Raw genomic sequence first — 17,119 nt, 5'->3', positions numbered from 1 at the left:
GTCTCCGGCGCAAGGCCAAGGTCGACCGGCTCCGCTGCCGGTCCCTGCCTCGTGCGGGAGGCGGGCCGGCGGCGGATGCCGAGGTCACCAGGTCAGCACGGCACGAGCCGCGAGCGGTCGCGACAGCCGGAGACGCGGGCCCAAACGCCCCACACGGCCTACGTCAGGTCGAACTCCCCCGCTCGCGCGCCGTGCACGAACGCTCCCCACTCCGCCGGAGTGAAGATGAGGGAAGGGCTCTCGGGGCGGCCTGCGTTGCGCATCGCGATGAAGCCTTCGACAAAGGCGATCTCCACATCACCCCGCCCCTCGCTGCTCGATTGCCAGTCCGCTGTGCTGAGGTCGAGCTCCGGCTTGTCCCAGCCCGTGAGCGGGCGCTGCTGACCCGCGAGCGGATGCTGAATGGTGCCTTCGGCCACGTCCGTGCTCCTCCCGATGCGTCGTCCGCCCGCCAGCCTAGCTTTCGGTGCCGGTGCCGGACAGGCCGCGGCAGGAGGACGGTCGCCTGTCCGGCACGACACACCCGTCACGTCGTGGGCGGCTCCGCGCCGACCAGCCACATGGAGAAGAACTGCGAGCCGCCGCCGTAAGCGTGTCCGAGTGCCCTGCGGGCCCCGTCGATCTGATGCTCGCCTGCCTGGCCGCGCACCTGAAGTGCCGCTTCGGCGAAGCGGATCATGCCCGAGGCGCCGATGGGGTTGGTGGACAGGACGCCACCCGACATGTTGACGGGCAGATCGCCGTCCAGCTCCGTCACGCCCGACTCGGTCAGCTTCCAGCCCTCACCCTCCTCGGCGAAGCCGAGGTTCTCCAGCCACATCGGCTCGTACCAGGAGAACGGCACGTACATCTCGACGGCGTCGATGTCGCGCCGCGGGTCGGTGATGCCCGCCTGCCGGTACACGTCGGCGGCGCAGTCCTTGCCGGCCTGCGGTGACACGAAGTCCTTGCCCGCGAAGAGGGTCGGCTCGCTGCGCATCGCGCCGCCGTGCATCCAGGCGGGCGGCCGGGGTGAACGGGCCGCGCCCGCACGGTCGGTGAGGATCATCGCGCAGGCCCCGTCGGACGACGGGCAGGTCTCTGAGTAGCGGATCGGGTCCCAGAGCATCGGTGACGCCTGGACCTTCTCCAGGGTGATGTCCTGTTCGTGCAGGTGGGCGTAGGGGTTCTTGAGGGCGTTGCGGCGGTCCTTGTACGCGACGAGCGAGCCGACCGTGTCGGGGGCGCCGGTGCGCCGCATGTACGCGCGCACGTGCGGGGCGAAGAAGCCGCCCGCGCCCGCGAGGAGCGGCTGCTGGAAGGGGATGGGGAGGGAGAGCCCCCACATCGCGTTGGATTCCGACTGTTTTTCGAAGGCGAGGGTCAGTACGGTGCCGTGGACCCGGCCCGCGACGAGGTTCGACGCGACCAGCGCCGTGGAGCCGCCGACGGAGCCCGCCGTGTGGACGCGCAGCATCGGTTTGCCCACCGCGCCGAGCGCGTCGGCGAGGTAGAGCTCGGGCATCATGACGCCCTCGAAGAAGTCCGGCGCCTTGCCGATGACCACGGCGTCGATGTCCGCCCACGTCAACTCGGCGTCTTCCAGTGCTTGTTGAGCGGCCTCTCGGACGAGGCCCGCGATCGACACGTCCCGCCGGGCGGCGACGTGCTTGGTCTGGCCGATCCCTACGACGGCCACGGGCTCCTTGCCCACCCCGCTCACCCCACTCATGACGACTCTCCTTCGAGGACGGCGACCAGGTTCTGCTGCAGGCACGGGCCGGACGTGGCGTGCGCGAGGGCCCGGTCCGACTCGCCACGGTGGATGCGGGCGGCGGCCTCGCCGAGCCGGATCAGACCGGCGGCCATGACGGGGTTCGCCGCGAGGGCGCCCCCGGACGGGTTCACCGAGACGTCGTCGCCCAGCTTCAGCGCCTTGCGCAGGACGAGCTCCTGGGAGGTGAACGGCGCGTGCAACTCGGCGGTGTCCACGGGCCGTTCGAAGGCACCGGCCCGCTCGGCCGCCAAGCGGCTGGACGGCGAGTCGGTGAGGTCGCGCACGCCGAGGCTGTGCGCTTCCACGCGGTGGTCGATCCCGCGGATCCACGCGGGCCGCTCGCACAGGTCACGGGCGCGGTCCCCCGCGGCGAGGATCACGGCGGCGGCACCGTCCCCGATGGGCGGGCAGTCACCCGTGCGGAGGGGACGTACGAGGTAGTCGCCCTGCGGCACCGCTCCACGCAGCTGCGCGTGAGGGTTGCCGGACGCGTCCCGGCGGCTGCGCGCCGCCACCCCGGCGAGCGCGGGCTCGTCGGCGTCCCCCGCGTCGATCAGGGCCTGCGCCTGGAGCGCGGCGAGGGCCACCGAGTCTGGCCACAGGGGCGCCACGTAGTACGGGTCGAGCTGCCGGGTCAGCACGTCGCGCACCGATCCGGGGGACGACTTGCCGTAGGAGTACACGAGCGCGGTGTCGGCGTCGCCGGTGAGCAGCTTGGTCCACGCCTCGTACAGCGCCCACGCGCCGTCCATCTCGACGTGCGACTCGGAGATCGGCGGCCAGGCACCCACCCCGTCGAGCGCCATCGTGAAGGAGAAGGCGCGTCCCGCCAGGTAGTCCGACGAGCCCGAGCAGGTGAAGCCGATGTCGCTGGTCTTCAGGCCGGTGGCGGCGAGCACCTGATGCAGGACCGGCATGAGCATCTCCACCTCGGAGAGCTCGTCGGTGGAGCGCAGGTGGTCGCTCTGCCCGAAGGCCACGATGGCGATGTCGCGGACGGGCCGCATCACGGACGGCATCTACACCAGCTCCTTGTACGTGTCGTAGTCGGCGTCCGGTTCGCCCGTGGGCCGGTAGTGATCGGGGAAGCGGGCGCCCTCGGTCCACACCGGCTCGACGCGAAGACCCATCCGCACCTGGTCGTAGGGGATGCCCGCGATGCGGGCGTGCAGGGCGAGGTCGGCGCCGTCGAGGGCGATGTGCGCGTAGACGTAGGGCACTTCGATGTCGAGGTTCTTCGCCTTGATGTTGACGATGCAGTACGTGGTGACAGTGCCGCGCGGCCCGACCTCGACCCTCTCGGCCGTGGCGACGCCGCAGGTGGGGCAGGCGCCGCGGGGCGGTACGTAGACCTTGCGGCAGGAGGGGCAGCGTTCGCCGACGGTCTTCTGGTCGGAGAGTGCCTTGATGTAGGCGGTCTGGGCGCGGCCCGGCGCGTAGGTGTAGTCGAGGCGCGCGGCGGCGACGATGCCGGTGACGGGGTCACTGAACTCTCCGGTGTGCGAACCGACTTCACCCCCCGTTTCGCTTTCGTACGGTTCGAAGCAGGCGATGTCGGTGATGGCCCCGGTGCGTTCGCCGGCCCAGCGGATCCGGACGCGCATGCCGGTCCTGACCGCGTCGGGGCCCGGCGCGTCCAGGGCGTGCAGCAGGGCGGTGTCGGCGCCGTCGAGCTTCACCAGAACCCAGGCGAAGGGGGTGTCCAGGGGCTGTCCCCTGCGGGGCTCGTGGTTCCAGGCCCAGGTGGTGACGGTGCCGGTGGCACCGACCTCGACCAGGTCACGTATCTCTTCGGCGGTCACCGGGTCGTACTCGACGGGTGGAACGAGCGTGCGCCCGTCCTTGGTCTTCACGCCGAGCACGGTGCGCTCGCGCAGCCCGGTGAGGAAGGCGCTCTGCACGGGCCCGAGGGAGCGGGTGAAGGGAAACTCGACAACAAGAGGGGCACGCAGCACTTCGGGGGAGGGAGCGGATGCCATGAGCAGAACTCCGTTTCTTGGCGCCCCGAAGGGGCGCGGGGAACTGCGCGGCCAGCCACAGCGGCCCCGCAGACGAGACAAGACCTAGGCCCGCCGAAACACGGGGGCACGCTTCTCCGCGAAGGCTCTGGAGCCCTCCTTCGCATCGGCGGTGTCGAAGATGGGCCACCCCCGCTCGAGCTCCGCCGCGAGGCCGTCCGCCTCGGTCATCTCGGCGGCCTCGTACACGGATGCCTTGACCGCCTCGACGGCCAGCGGCCCACACGCGTTGATCTGCTCGGCGATGGCGAGGGCCTTCTCCAGGGCGGTGCCGTCCGGGACGACGTGGCCGACGAGTCCGATCGACGCGGCCTCGGCCGCCGGGTAGGGCCGCCCGGTGAGCAGCATCTCCAGGGCGTGCGTACGGGGGATCTGGCGCGGGAGGCGCACGGTCGAGCCGCCGATCGGGAACAGGCCGCGCTTGACCTCGAAGAGGCCGAAGGTCGCGGACTCGCCCGCCACGCGGATGTCCGTGCCCTGGAGGATCTCCGTGCCGCCCGCCACGCAGTACCCCTCCACCGCGGCGATGACGGGTTTGCGGGGGCGGTGGTGGCGCAGCATCGCCTTCCAGTGCAGATCCGGGTCGGCCTTCATCCGGTCCCGGTACTGCTCACCATCCATGCCGTTGCCCGCGAGGGCCTTGAGATCCATGCCGGCGCAGAACGCGCCGCCCGCTCCGGTGAGCACCACGGAGCGGATCGAGTCGTCCTCGTCGGCTGCCACCCATCCGTCGTAGAGGCCCACCAGCATCGGCAGCGAGAGCGCGTTCTTCGCCTCCGGCCGGTTGAGCGTGAGTATCAGTGTGGCGCCTTCGCGCTGCACAGCGAGATGTTCCGTCCCACCCATGGCCGTGCTCCCTCTCGCTTCGGACCTGCTGTCGGCTTCGGCCCAGCTGTCGGCTTCGGACCTGGAACAGGTTGCAGTAGGCGGGGAGCCAGTTCAAGAGTTTTCTGACACCCAGTCAGTTTCCTTGCACGAGGACCCTTCCCACTTGTGGGCGCCTCTGCTCTGATGACGGCCACAAGAGATGACGCCGGGGTCAGGAGGAGCGGTGGAGTACAACCTTGCCGACCTGTTCGAGTCGGTCGTCGACGTGGTCCCCGACCGCGAGGCGCTCGTGTACATCGATCACCCCGGCACCGGGGCGGAACGCAGGCTGACGTACGCCGAGCTCGACCGGGCCGCCAACCGCATCGCGCACCACCTGATCGACAGCGGCCTCCAGCCCGGTGAACATCTCGGGCTCCACCTCTACAACGGCGTCGAGTATCTCCAGACCGTCCTCGCCTGCCTCAAGGCACGCCTCGTCCCGGTCAATGTCAACTACCGCTATGTGGAAGATGAGTTGGTCTACCTCTACCGCGACGCCGACCTCGCCGCGCTCGTCTTCGACGCGGAGTTCACCGAGCGGGTCTCAGCCGCGCTGCCGCGCACGCGGAAGCTGCGGCATCTGGTGCGGGTGGGGCTCCCGCCCGCCGACGCCCCCGCGCTCGACGTGGTGGCCTTCAGCGATGCGGAGGCCGCGGGTTCGCCGGAGCGAGGCTTCGGGCCGCGCTCGGCCGACGACCTGTTCATCATCTACACCGGCGGCACCACCGGCATGCCCAAGGGCGTCATGTGGCGCCAGGAGGACCTGTTCTTCGCCGGGCTCTTCGGAGGCGAGCCCGCCGGTGAGCCGGTGAAGCGGCCCGAGGAGCTTGCGGAACGCGTCGCGGCGGGCGGACCCGGCATCACCTTCTTCCCCGCTCCCCCGCTGATGCACGGCACCTCGACGCTGACGTCGTTCATCGCCTTCAACTACGGCCAGCGGGTGGCCATACACCGCAAGTACGTCCCCGAAGAGCTGCTCCGTACCATCGAGCGGGAGAAGGTCTCGAGCGTGTCGCTGGTGGGCGACGCGATGCTCAGGCCGCTCATCGACGCGCTGCACGGCCCGCTCAAGGGCACCGACCTGTCCTCACTGTTCAGCGTCTCCTCCTCCGGGGCGATCATGTCGGAGACGGTGCGTGCCCAGTTCCAGGAGCTGGCCCCGAACGTTCTGCTCCTGAACAACTTCGGTTCCTCCGAGTCCGGTTCCAACGGCAAGGCGACGGACGACTCGGGCCCTGAGAAGGGCTTCCGCCTGGAGGTCAACGAACGTACGCAGGTGGTGGATCTGGTCACCCACGAGCCGGTGCCGGTGGGTGTCGTGGGCCGCCTGGCCCAGCGCGGCCATGTGCCGCTCGGCTACTACAACGACCCGGCGAAGACCGCCGAGACGTTCTTCCGGAAGGGCGAGGAGCGCTGGGTGCTGCTCGGCGACATGGCCACGGTCGACGAGGAGGGCATCGTCACCGTCCTCGGCCGGGGCTCGCAGTGCATCAACACCGGCGGCGAGAAGGTGTACCCGGAGGAGGTCGAGCAGGCGCTGAAGTCGCATCCGGACGTGTACGACGCACTGGTCGCCGGAGTCCCCGACGAGCGCTGGGGCAACCGCGTGGCCGCGGTCGTCCAACTGCGTGACGGGGCACCCTCGTTGGACCTCGAAGCCGTCCAGACCCACTGCCGTACCCGCCTCGCCGGCTACAAGATCCCCCGCTCCGTGGTCTTCACCGACGAGATCCAACGCTCGCCGAGCGGCAAGGCGGACTACCGCTGGGCGAAGGCGGTGGCTGCGGGGAGCTGATCGAAGCCACCGCCACGGCCACAGAGATCAGCTTCGGAGTGACAGGTGGGCGGGCGGGAGAGATCCGCCGCGAAGCGGCGGCCCAGAAAGACCTCAGCCCGCACAGACGGACCGCAGCGCCCGCCCCAATGCCATCGCGTGCAACTCGTCGAGCTGCCGCTCACTCCGCACCCGTACGCCCGCCGCCACCACGAGCCCCCGGCAGGACGGCGCCGTTCGGGCGGCGGAAGAGGCAGCGATCCCCCGCACCAATTCCCCGTTCACCCGGTTGATCTCCTTGCGCACCTCCGCGAGGTCAGGCCGCTCCTCCGGTGTCGGCGCCTGCGAAGGGTCCGCGTCCCACCGCCGGTGCAGCTCCCGCTGCACCATCTTGTTGGCCTCGATCTGATCCCGGAAGATCCGCACGGTCGCCTCTGGGTCGGCGCCCAGTTCCCGCGCCTGCCGCGCGACGTCGTCGAGCACTTGCTTCTCGCGGGCCGGGTCGTCGATGGGACTGTCCGTGCCGTACTTCGCGGCGGCGACGAGATCGGCGGTGGCCAGGCGCTGGGCAGCGAGATCGGCCAGCCAGTGGAGCCGGGCGTACGAGGCCCCCGCGGGGACGGACGACGACACAGCGGGCTGCGGCGCCGGGGAAGCTGCGTCCGCCACCCCGCCCCCGCTTCCGGCGAGCAGAGCCGCCGCCACGGCCCCGGCAGCAAGCAGACGCCTCGCGGACGAGGCGGGACGCACGGCGATTCCCCGGAATGTCGGCATGAGGGCGATCATCACATCCCACGCCGCACCCGGACAATGCCGTGCGGCCGTCGCGCCGCAGCTCAAGGCCGCCCTGCGCGATCTCTTGACGGCCGCCTCCGGGGCTGGATTACTGACCTTTACGGAAGATCGACGACCGAATGATCGGTCGCCCGTTTGGGACGGGAGTTACCGCATATGACGGCCATGCTGGACGCGGCGGAGCGCCTCGGGCGCGAGGAGCTCGAAGCGCTGCAGCTGGAGCGCCTCCAGGACACCTTGCTGCACGCGTACGAGAACGTGCCCTTCTACCGGGCGGCGTTCGACAAGGCGGGCCTGCGCCCCGACGACTGCCGCACGCTCGCCGACCTGTCCCGCTTCCCGTTGACGGCCAAGTCCGACCTGCGGGACAACTATCCCTTCGGGATGTTCGCGGTCGAGCAGTCCGAGGTGCGGCGCCTGCACGCGTCCAGTGGCACCACGGGCCGGCCCACGGTCGTCGGCTACACCGAGCAGGACCTGTCGATGTGGGCGGACGTCGTCGCCCGCTCGATCCGCGCGGCGGGCGGTCGCCCCGGGCACAAGGTCCATGTGGCGTACGGATACGGCCTGTTCACCGGCGGGCTCGGCGCGCACTACGGGGCCGAGCGACTGGGCTGCACGGTGATTCCCGCGTCCGGCGGCATGACGGCGCGCCAGGTCCAGCTGATCCAGGACTTCCGCCCCGAGATCATCATGGTCACCCCCTCCTACATGCTCACGCTCCTGGAGGAGTTCGAGCGCCAGGGCGTCGATCCGCGCACGACGTCCCTGAAGGTCGGCATCTTCGGCGCCGAGCCGTGGACGGAGGAGATGCGCCGCGAGATCGAGGAGCGGTTCGCGATCGACGCGGTGGACATATACGGGCTCTCGGAGGTGATCGGCCCGGGTGTCGCCCAGGAGTGCGTGGAGACCAAGGACGGCCTGCACATCTGGGAGGACCACTTCTATCCGGAGGTGGTGGACCCGATCACCGGCGAGGTACTCCTGGACGGCGAGCGCGGCGAGCTGGTCTTCACCTCCCTCACCAAGGAGGCCATGCCCGTCATCCGCTACCGCACCCGCGACCTGACCCGCCTTCTGCCCGGCACCGCACGGGTCTTCCGCCGGATGGAGAAGGTCACGGGCAGGTCGGACGACATGGTGATCCTGCGCGGCGTGAACCTCTTCCCCACCCAGGTGGAGGAGATCGTCCTGCGGACGCCGGGCGTCGCCCCGCACTTCCAGCTGCGGCTGACCCGCGAGGGGCGCATGGACGCCCTGACGGTCCGGGCCGAGTCCCGCGCGGACACGACCCCCGAGCGGCGCGAGGCGGCGGCCCGGGAGATCGCGTCGGCGGTGAAGGACGGCATCGGTGTCTCGGTGGCGGTCGAGATCGTCGATCCCGAGACCATCGAGCGGTCGGTGGGCAAGTTCAAACGGATCGTGGACCTGCGGAACCCCTAGGGGCCCTACGGCCCCTAGGACTATGACGCGTCGAAACGGTCGCGCAGCTCCCGCTTGAGGATCTTCCCGCTCGCGTTGCGCGGCAACTCGTCCACGAAGAGCACCCGTTTGGGCGCCTTGAAGTGGGCGAGCCTCTCGCGCGCGTGCGCGATGAGCTCCGCTTCGGTGACGTCTCCGTTGCGTACGACGATCGCGGTGACCGCCTCGATCCAGCGCTCGTCCGGCAGCCCGATCACGGCCGTCTCCGCGACGCGTTCGTGGGTGTAGAGCGCGTCCTCGACCTGGCGCGACGCGACGAGGACACCGCCGGAGTTGATGACGTCCTTCACCCGGTCGACGACGGTGAAGTAGCCGTCCTCGTCCCGCACGGCGAGGTCCCCGGAGTGGAACCACCCGTCACGGAACGCCTCCTTTGTCTCCTCCGGCTTGTCCCAGTAGCCCTCGCACAACTGCGGTGAGTGGTAGACGACTTCGCCCTGCGTGCCGTCGGGCACCTCAAGGCCGCGCTCGTCCACCACCCGCGCCTCCACGAAGAGCACGGGGCGACCGCAGGAGTCCATCCGCCCCTCGTGCTCGTCGGGCCCGAGGACCGTGGCGAGGGGGCCGATCTCGCTCTGCCCGAAGCAGTTGTAGAAGGCGAGCGACGGCAGCCGTTCGCGCAGGCGCTCCAGAACGGGGACGGGCATGATCGACGCCCCGTAGTACGCCTTGCGCAGGCCGCCCAGGTCACGGGTGGCGAAGCCGGGATGGTTCGAGAGGCCGATCCACACGGTGGGCGGCGCGAAGAGGCTGTCGGCGCGACCCGCCTCGACAAGCTCGAAGATCCGCTCGGCGTCGGGCGCGTCGATGACCGTGTTCTCGGCGCCCACCGCCAGGTACGGCAGCAGGAAGACGTGCATCTGAGCCGAGTGGTAGAGCGGCAGCGCGTGAACGGGCTTGTCCGTCTCCTTCAGGTCCAGGGCGGTGATGGCGCTGACGTACTCGTGGACGAGGGCGCGGTGCGTCATCATCGCGCCCTTGGGGAGCGCTGTGGTGCCGGAGGTGTAGAGCAGTTGGGCGAGGTCACCGCTGCGGTCGGGGCCCGGCAGGAACACGGCCTCGCCCTCACGCCCACGCGCGCGTTCGAGCAGCGAGTCCGCGGTGTCCCGCAGCGGCATCGCGCGCACCGTGCCGGGCAGGCGGCGCTCCAGGTGGGGGTCGACCAGGACGGCCGAGCTGCCCGACTGCTCGATGATGTAGCCGAGGTCTTCGCCCTCGAGGTTGTGGTTGATGGGCACGTGCACCAGGCCCGCGCGGGCACAGGCCAGAAAGCCGATGACGTACGCGTCGGAGTTGTGCCCGTACGCACCGACCCGGGCGCCGTCGACGAGCCCCTCCCGATGGAGGTACGCCGCCGCCCGGGTCACGGCGTCGTCAAGTTCGCGGTAGGTCCAGACCCGCTCTCCATAACGCAGTGCCACCCGTCCGGGCACGCGCCGCGCGCTGCGCGCCAGGACATCGTCGACCGTATTGCTGCGTACACCCGTCATGGCGTGATCCTGTGCCGCGTGCGTCGCGGCGGTCAAGGCTCCGGACGGGGCGCGAAACCGGCCGGTCCCGCTACTCGATCAAGTGACATACCGCTTGGTACGCTCAACCGCCCCTTCCCTCACCCTTGTTGGGAGGCACCATGCGTATGCGTACCCGCACCAGACGCCTCACGGCCCTGGGCATCAGCCTGTTGACCGCCGCGGCCTTCCTGCCGTCGTCCGCCGCCACCGCCGGCGCGGCACAGGACCGTGACGCCCGCCCGTCGGACGGTGGTCTGTCCGCGACCGTCCGCTACACCCAGTACGGCATTCCGCACATCCTCGCCAAGGACTACGAGAATCTCGGCTTCGGCACCGGCTGGGCCCAGGCCGCCGACCAGGTGTGCACCCTCGCGGAGGGATACGTGACCGTACGCGGGGAGCGGTCACGTCACTTCGGGCCCGACGGCAAGCCGGACGGCTCGCTGTCCTCGGCGACCACGAACCTCTCCAGCGACCTCTACTTCGGCGGTGTCCGCGACACACGCACGGTGGAGAAGCTCCTCGATCAGCCCGCCCCGGCAGGTCCGAGCGCCACCTCGAAGAAGCTGATGCGGGGCTTCGCCGCGGGCTACAACGCCTGGCTGAGGCAGAACCGCGTCACCGACCCCGCCTGCAAGGGCGCCAAGTGGCTGCGCCCGATCACCTCCCTGGACGTGGCCCGTCAGGGCTTCGCCGTCCAGGTGCTCGGCGGTCAGGGGCGCGGCATCGACGGCATCACCGCCGCACGGCCTCCCGGCGCGGACACCCCAGGCCGCACGGCCGACCCCGAGCGCACGGCGAAGGCCGCACGCGACCTCTTCTCGGCCGAGGACGCCGTCATGGGCTCCAACGCCGTCGCCTTCAGCGGGAAGGCCACCGCGAACGGCAAGGGTCTGCTGCTCGGCAATCCGCACTACCCCTGGCAGGGCGGCCGGCGCTTCTGGCAGTCGCAGCAGACCATCCCCGGCGAGCTGAACGTATCGGGCGGTTCGCTGCTGGGCACGGGCGTCGTCAACATCGGCTTCAACGGCGATGTGGCGTGGAGCCACACGGTGGCGACCGGCGTCACCCTCAACCTGCATCAGCTCACGCTCGACCCGGCCGATCCCACCACCTATCTGGTGGACGGCAAGCCGGAGAAGATGACGAAGCGGACGGTCCAGGTACCGGTCAAGGACGGCGCTGCGGTGACCCGCACCCAGTGGTGGACCCGGTACGGCCCCGTCACCACCGGGCTCGGCGCTCAGCTCCCGCTGCCCTGGTCGGCGAAGACGGCGTACGCCCTGAACGACCCCAACGCCACGAACATGCGCGGCAGCGACACCAACCTCGGCTTCGGCAAGGCCCGCTCCACCGAAGACATCCTCAAGGCGCTGCGTGAGACCCAGGGCCTGCCCTGGGTGAACACCGTCGCCGCGGACCGCAAGGGCCACTCGCTGCTCACCCAGTCACAGGTGCTGCCCCGCATCACCGACGACCTGGCCGCGCGCTGCTCCACCGATCTGGGCAAGGTGACGTACCCGGCGTCGGGCGTGGCCGTGCTCGACGGTTCGCGTGGTGCCTGCGCCCTCGGCTCGGACAAGGACGCCGTCCAGCCCGGCGTCTTCGGCCCGTCGAAGATGCCCACCCTGAAGGACGCCCCGTACGCGGAGAACTCCAACGACAGCGCCTGGCTGACCAACGCCGACCGGCCGATCACGGGCTATGAGCGGGTCTTCGGGACGATCGGCACGCAGCGCTCCCTGCGCACGCGCGGCGCCATCGAGGATGTCGCGGCGATGGCGAAGGAGGGCGGCCTGACGGTCAAGGACCTCCAGAAGCAGCAGTTCGCGAACCGGGCCCCCGCGGGCGATCTGGCCGCCGACGACGCGGCGCGGGCGTGCGCCGCGCTGCCCGGCGGGTCCGCAACGGGCAGCGGCGGGAAGGTGGTTGACGTACGCAAGGCCTGTGCCGCCCTCAAGGCGTGGGACCACTCCATGGACACGGACAGCGAGGGCGCCCTGCTCTTCGACCGGTTCTGGCGCAAACTGGTCACCGCCGTCCCGAACGCGCAGCTGTGGAAGGTGCCGTTCTCCGCCGCCGACCCGGTGCGCACGCCGAACACCCTCAACACGGCAGCGCCGGGCTTCGCGACCGCGCTCGCCGACGCGGTGACCGAACTGCGCGGGGCGGGCATCGCGCTCGACGCGCCGCTGGGCAGGAACCAGTTCGTCGTACGCGGCTCGGAGCGGTTGCCGATCCACGGCGGCACGGAGTCGGTCGGCGTGTGGAACAAGATCGAGCCGGTGTGGGACGCGAAGGGCGGTGGCTACACCGAGGTGGCGCACGGTTCGAGCCACATCCAGGCGGTCGGCTGGGACAAGAGCGGCTGCCCGAAGGCGCGCACGCTGCTCACCTACTCGCAGTCGTCCAACCCGAACTCGCCGCACTACAGCGATCAGACGCGGCTGTACGCCGATGAGCGCTGGGTGACGTCGCGGTTCTGCGAGAAGGACATCATGCGCGATCCGAAGCTGAAGGTGGTGAAGGTGCGCGAGCGCCGCTGAGGCCGCTCGACACCCACTGGGGCCGGGTTCCGCCGCGTTGAAGTCGAGGCGGGGTGACCCGGCCCTGTCGCGCCCGGGAGGCGCTCAGCCATCGGCGAGGGCACCCTCGTACGCCGCGAGCGTGTCGATGAACAGCTTCCTCTCGGCCCCCGTGAGCGGGGCGAGCGCCTTGCGCCAGGCGACGGCGCCCCGGCCGAGCCAGCCGTCGATCGACGAGCGGTGCGCATCGGCGATGTCGACGATCTTGCGTCGGCGGTCGGCCGGGTCCTCCTGCCGCTCCAGGACTCCCTTGCGGCTCAGTTCGCCGACCATCAGGCTCACCGTCGTCGGCGCGACCTCCAGGCGGGCAGCCAGTTCGTTGACGCTCATCGGGCCGTCGAAGAGCAGATAGGCGAGCAGCGAGAGATGGCGGGGCGCCAGCGCCAGCGACTGCAGCTCTTCGGGGATCTTGATCCGCTTGACGCGTCCGACCATGCGCGGCATCAGCAGGAGCAGGGTCCGGACGGCGTCGTCGACCTCCGGACCGGCCTGGTCGCCGGTTGACACTCGCCACCCTCCTTAATAGCTTTGAACTCAAAGGTATTTTGCTTTCACAGCAAACGCACCTGGGGTGCCGATGCTATCGAAGGGGTCCACAGCCATGCCCGAAGAGCCTGAACAGCCCGCGCAGCTCCCCTCTCCCGCCGAGTTCAACCGACAGCTCATGGCCGATTTCCGGGCGAACGGAGGCGAGGTCGGCGGCATGTTCGCCGGTGTCCCGCTCGTGCTCCTCACCACGACGGGCGCCCGCAGCGGCCGCCCCCGGAGCAATCCCGCCGTGTACGCCCGCGACGGCGAGAGGCTCCTCGTCTTCGCCTCCAACGGCGGTGGGGACAAGAACCCCGACTGGTACCACAATCTCCTGGCCGACCCGCGGCTCACCGTCGAGGTCGCCGACGGCACGGGCGGCGTCGACCGCTTCCCGGCCACGGCCGAGCCGCTCGTCGGCGAGGAACGCGACCGCCAGTACACGGCGCAGTGCGAGCGCGACCCGGCCTTCACCGCCTACCAGCAGGGCACGGACCGCACCATCCCCGTCATCGCGCTGCACCGGCTGAGGGCGGCCGACCCGGCACGGCACCGGGCGATCGCCGATCACCTGGTCCGCGTCCACGCCGAACTGCGCGACGAGCTGGCCGACTTACGCAAGCAGGCAGCCGCCCCTCCCACCACATCCGGCATGCGGCGCCCAGCGCCGTCCCTCGGCGAGCAGCTCACCCGCCACTGCATCACCCTCTGCGGCGCGCTCCACGAGCACCACACCAACGAGGACGGCGCCTTCACCGAACTGGAGCGCCAGTTCCCGGAGTTGGCCCCGGGGATCGCCAGGCTCCGCGAGGAGCACAAGACGGTCGCGCGGACCCTCGTTGAGCTGGAGAAGCTCATCGCCGATCCGGACCCGGCCCTCGACTTGGCCGGCGAACTCGACCGACTCGCGTCGGACCTTGAGCGGCACTTCGCCTACGAGGAGGAACAGCTCCTGCCCGCGCTGTACGGCCCTCGCCCCTAGACCGCGCGTTCCCGCCCCTCCCAGTACGGCTCCCGCAGCCTCCGCTTGTAGAGCTTGCCGTTCGGGTCGCGTGGCATGGTGTCGATGAATTCGACGCTCTTCGGGCGTTTGTAGCCCGCCAGTTGGCGTTCGCAGTGGTCGAGGATCTCGGTGGCGAGCGCGTCACCCGCCTCGTGGCCTTCGGCCACCTCCACCACCGCCTTGACCTGCTCCCCCCACTCGTCGTGCGGGATGCCGAAGGCGGCCGCGTCCGCGACCGCGGGGTGGGTGAGCAGCGCGGACTCGATCTCGGCGGGGTAGATGTTGACCCCGCCCGAGATGATCATGTCGATCTTGCGGTCGCGGAGGTAGAGGTAGCCGTCCTCGTCCAGGAGGCCGAGGTCACCGACGGTGAAGAAGTCGCCGATGCGGTTCTTCTTCGTCTTGGACTCGTCCTTGTGGTACGAGAAGCCGCCGGTGCTCATCTTCATGTAGACGGTGCCGAGTTCACCGGGTGGCAGCGGGTTGCCGTCGTCGTCGAAGACGGCAAGTTCGCTGATGGGCCAGGCCTTGCCGACGGTGCCCGGCCGTTTCAGCCAGTCCTGGGCCGTGGCGAAGGCGCCGCCGCCCTCGCTGGCCGCGTAGTACTCCTCGACGCACTCGCCCCACCACTCGATCATCGCCCGTTTGACGTGGTCGGGGCAGGGTGCGGCGCCGTGGATGGCGTGGCGCATCGACGACACGTCGTACGCGGCTTTCGTCTCGTCCGGCAGCGCGAGGAGGCGGTGGAACTGGGTCGGCACCATATGGGTGTGCGTGCACTTGTACGTGTCGATGAGACGCAGCATCTCCTCGGGCGTCCACTTGTCCATCAGGACCAGCGGGTGGCCGATGTGCAGGGCGGCGCCCGCGAACTGGAGGACCGCTGTGTGGTACAGCGGTGAGCAGACGAGGTGCACGTTGCCGTCGAAGGGCTTGATGCCGAAGATGCCGAGGAAGCCGCCGAGGTAGGACTCCTCGGGGAGCTTGCCGGACAGCGGGCGGCGGATGCCGCGCGGGCGGCCCGTCGTGCCCGAGGTGTAGTTCATGACCCAGCCGAGCGTGCGGTCGCGCGGCGCCGACTCCGCTCGCCCCGCGAGGAGTTCGTGGTACGGGCGAAAACCCGTCACCTCACCCACCGCGTACCGGTGCGTGGCCGGGAGCTTCGCCTCGTCGGCGGCGTCGGTCGCCGCCTGCGCGAACCGCTCGTGCGCGATCAGCACCTTCGCGCCGGAGTCTGCGACGATCCAGGCGATCTCGGGTCCGACCAGATGGTGATTGACCGGGACCAGATAGAAACCGGCCTGCGAGGCCGCCAGATACGCGGTGAGGAACTCGACGCCGTTGGGCAGCACCACGGCGAAGGCGTCGCCGCGCTCCAGGCCCGCGGCGCGCAGCCCGTGGACGAGTCGGTTGGTCGCCGCGTGCAGGCGTCGCGCGGTCCACTGCTCACCGTCGGGCGCGGTCAAAACAGTGCGGTCCGGGTCCGCTTCTGCCTGCGCCCAGAAGCCGTTGGGGGGCGTGCCACCCGGCATACTGCTCATAAGGACCTCTCCTCCGTCGTCTCGTCAGTCGCGTCCGGCGACACGGTTCACGCGGTCGATGGCGCGCTCGAAACCGCGGGTCAGGTCGTCGAAGACCGCCTGGACGCCGCGTTCGCTGTTCATGCGGCCGACGATCTGCCCGACGGGCGTGCCGAGCAGCGCCTGGACCTCGTACTTCTGGATGCGCGACACCGCCTCGGCGACCAGGAGCCCTTGCAGCGGCATGGGCAGCGTGCCGGGTCCGTCCGGGTCGTCCCAGGCGTCGGTCCATTCGGTGCGCAACTGGCGTGCGGGCTTGCCCGTCAGGGCCCGTGAGCGGACCGTGTCGCCCGAGCCCGCCGCCAGGAGCTTCTCGGTGAGCGCCCGCGAGTGGAGGTCGGCCTCGGTCGTGGTGAGCCACAGCGAGCCGAGCCACACGCCCTGCGCGCCGAGCGCGAACGCGGCCGCGATCTGCTCCCCGCTTCCGATGCCGCCCGCCGCGAGCACCGGCAGCGGCGCGACGGCCTCGACGGCCTCCGGTGTCAGGACCATGGAGGCGATCTCGCCGGTGTGGCCGCCCGCCTCGTAGCCCTGCGCCACGACGATGTCGATGCCCGCGTCCGCGTGCTTTCGCGCGTGCCGGGCGCTGCCCGCGAGCGCGGCCACGAGTACGTCCTGGTCGTGGGCGCGCTGGATGACGTCGGCGGGCGGTGAGCCGAGGGCGTTGGCGAGCAGCTTGATCGGGTAGCCGAAGGCGACGTCGAGCTGATTGCGGGCGACCTGCTCCATCCATCCGGTGATGCGCCAGCCGGATGCCTCCCCCGCGGCGAGTTCGGGCACGCCGTGTCTGCCGAGGGTGTCCTTGACGAACTGCCGGTGGCCCTCAGGGATCATCGCCTCTACGTCGGCCTCACTCACCCCCTCGACCTTCTTCGCGGGCATCACGACATCGAGACCGTAGGGCCGGTCGCCGACATGCTCCTGCATCCAGTCGAGATCCCGGGCCAGCTCGTCGGGCGCCGTGTAGCGGACCGCGCCGAGCACACCGAATCCGCCCGCCCTGCTGATGGCGGCCGCCACCGCCGGGAAGGGCGTGAAGCCGAAGATGGCGTGCTCGATCCCCAGTTTCCTGCTCAGCTCTGTCTGCATGGGCGCAGGATGCCGCAGCCGTCCGGACGACGGAAGAGATTTTCTGATGCGGTGTCAGATCTTTGCCTCGCGCCTGCGGTTGACACGGCCCGGCACTGACATGAAAGTTTCAGCAGTCTCTTGTGATC

14 protein-coding genes are annotated in these 17,119 nt (G+C 70.2%); 4 read left to right on the top strand and 10 right to left on the bottom strand.

Going from position 1 to position 17,119, the window contains the following annotated elements; genetic code table 11:
- Window positions 1-158 precede the first annotated feature (158 nt).
- From AB0I94_RS07215 to AB0I94_RS07195, 5 genes are all read right to left on the bottom strand, one after another.
- Window positions 159-419: a DUF397 domain-containing protein gene (locus tag AB0I94_RS07215; protein ID WP_363308441.1), complete on the bottom strand. Its 261-nt coding sequence runs from the start codon at window positions 417-419 to the stop codon at window positions 159-161.
- 107 nt (window positions 420-526) lie between these two features.
- A complete protein-coding gene (locus AB0I94_RS07210; protein ID WP_363308714.1) occupies window positions 527-1,693 on the bottom strand; it encodes a thiolase domain-containing protein in 1,167 nt (388 codons plus the stop codon).
- A gap of 14 nt (window positions 1,694-1,707) precedes the next feature.
- Complete coding sequence (locus AB0I94_RS07205) at window positions 1,708-2,775, bottom strand: thiolase domain-containing protein (RefSeq protein ID WP_363308440.1); 1,068 nt, start codon at window positions 2,773-2,775, stop codon at window positions 1,708-1,710.
- Window positions 2,776-3,735 (bottom strand): OB-fold domain-containing protein, encoded by a 960-nt coding sequence (locus AB0I94_RS07200; RefSeq protein ID WP_363308439.1) that lies wholly within the window; start codon window positions 3,733-3,735, stop codon window positions 2,776-2,778.
- A gap of 84 nt (window positions 3,736-3,819) precedes the next feature.
- Complete coding sequence (locus tag AB0I94_RS07195) at window positions 3,820-4,620, bottom strand: crotonase/enoyl-CoA hydratase family protein (RefSeq protein ID WP_363308438.1); 801 nt, start codon at window positions 4,618-4,620, stop codon at window positions 3,820-3,822.
- Window positions 4,621-4,825: 205 nt separating this feature from the next.
- Here AB0I94_RS07195 and AB0I94_RS07190 point away from each other — a divergent pair, with 205 nt between their 5' ends.
- Window positions 4,826-6,439, top strand: a complete 1,614-nt coding sequence (locus AB0I94_RS07190; protein WP_363308437.1) for an acyl-CoA synthetase — start codon at window positions 4,826-4,828, stop codon at window positions 6,437-6,439.
- Between the two features lie 93 nt (window positions 6,440-6,532).
- Here the strand turns inward: AB0I94_RS07190 and aroQ are convergent, their stop codons facing one another.
- Entirely contained in the window at window positions 6,533-7,192 is a 660-nt protein-coding gene (aroQ, locus tag AB0I94_RS07185; protein WP_363308436.1) for a gamma subclass chorismate mutase AroQ, read from the bottom strand.
- 177 nt (window positions 7,193-7,369) lie between these two features.
- Here aroQ and paaK point away from each other — a divergent pair, with 177 nt between their 5' ends.
- Entirely contained in the window at window positions 7,370-8,656 is a 1,287-nt protein-coding gene (paaK, locus tag AB0I94_RS07180; RefSeq protein ID WP_363308435.1) for a phenylacetate--CoA ligase PaaK, read from the top strand.
- A 20-nt stretch (window positions 8,657-8,676) separates the two neighbouring features.
- Here paaK and AB0I94_RS07175 read toward each other — a convergent pair whose 3' ends face one another.
- Complete coding sequence (locus tag AB0I94_RS07175) at window positions 8,677-10,185, bottom strand: acyl-CoA synthetase (RefSeq protein ID WP_363308434.1); 1,509 nt, start codon at window positions 10,183-10,185, stop codon at window positions 8,677-8,679.
- A gap of 146 nt (window positions 10,186-10,331) precedes the next feature.
- Between AB0I94_RS07175 and AB0I94_RS07170 the strand changes: the two genes are divergently transcribed.
- Window positions 10,332-12,752 (top strand): penicillin acylase family protein, encoded by a 2,421-nt coding sequence (locus AB0I94_RS07170; RefSeq protein WP_363308713.1) that lies wholly within the window; start codon window positions 10,332-10,334, stop codon window positions 12,750-12,752.
- A gap of 84 nt (window positions 12,753-12,836) precedes the next feature.
- Here the strand turns inward: AB0I94_RS07170 and AB0I94_RS07165 are convergent, their stop codons facing one another.
- Entirely contained in the window at window positions 12,837-13,298 is a 462-nt protein-coding gene (locus AB0I94_RS07165; protein WP_363308433.1) for a MarR family winged helix-turn-helix transcriptional regulator, read from the bottom strand.
- Between the two features lie 94 nt (window positions 13,299-13,392).
- Between AB0I94_RS07165 and AB0I94_RS07160 the strand changes: the two genes are divergently transcribed.
- A complete protein-coding gene (locus AB0I94_RS07160) occupies window positions 13,393-14,301 on the top strand; it encodes a nitroreductase/quinone reductase family protein (RefSeq protein WP_363308432.1) in 909 nt (302 codons plus the stop codon).
- On the opposite strand, the gene AB0I94_RS07155 is transcribed toward AB0I94_RS07160, so the two are convergent.
- Together AB0I94_RS07155 and AB0I94_RS07150 are read right to left on the bottom strand one after the other, a co-directional pair.
- Window positions 14,298-15,854: an acyl-CoA synthetase gene (locus AB0I94_RS07155; protein ID WP_363308712.1), complete on the bottom strand. Its 1,557-nt coding sequence runs from the start codon at window positions 15,852-15,854 to the stop codon at window positions 14,298-14,300. The two genes, AB0I94_RS07160 and AB0I94_RS07155, sit on opposite strands and share 4 nt — an antisense overlap.
- A gap of 33 nt (window positions 15,855-15,887) precedes the next feature.
- Window positions 15,888-16,991: a nitronate monooxygenase family protein gene (locus tag AB0I94_RS07150; RefSeq protein WP_363308431.1), complete on the bottom strand. Its 1,104-nt coding sequence runs from the start codon at window positions 16,989-16,991 to the stop codon at window positions 15,888-15,890.
- Between the last annotated feature and the right edge of the window lie 128 nt (window positions 16,992-17,119).

This window comes from Streptomyces sp. NPDC050147 (genome assembly GCF_040660195.1).
GTDB lineage: Bacteria > Actinomycetota > Actinomycetes > Streptomycetales > Streptomycetaceae > Streptomyces.
The sequence above is the reverse complement of the archived record's forward strand: the minus strand, read 5'-3'. Positions and strand labels throughout refer to the sequence as shown.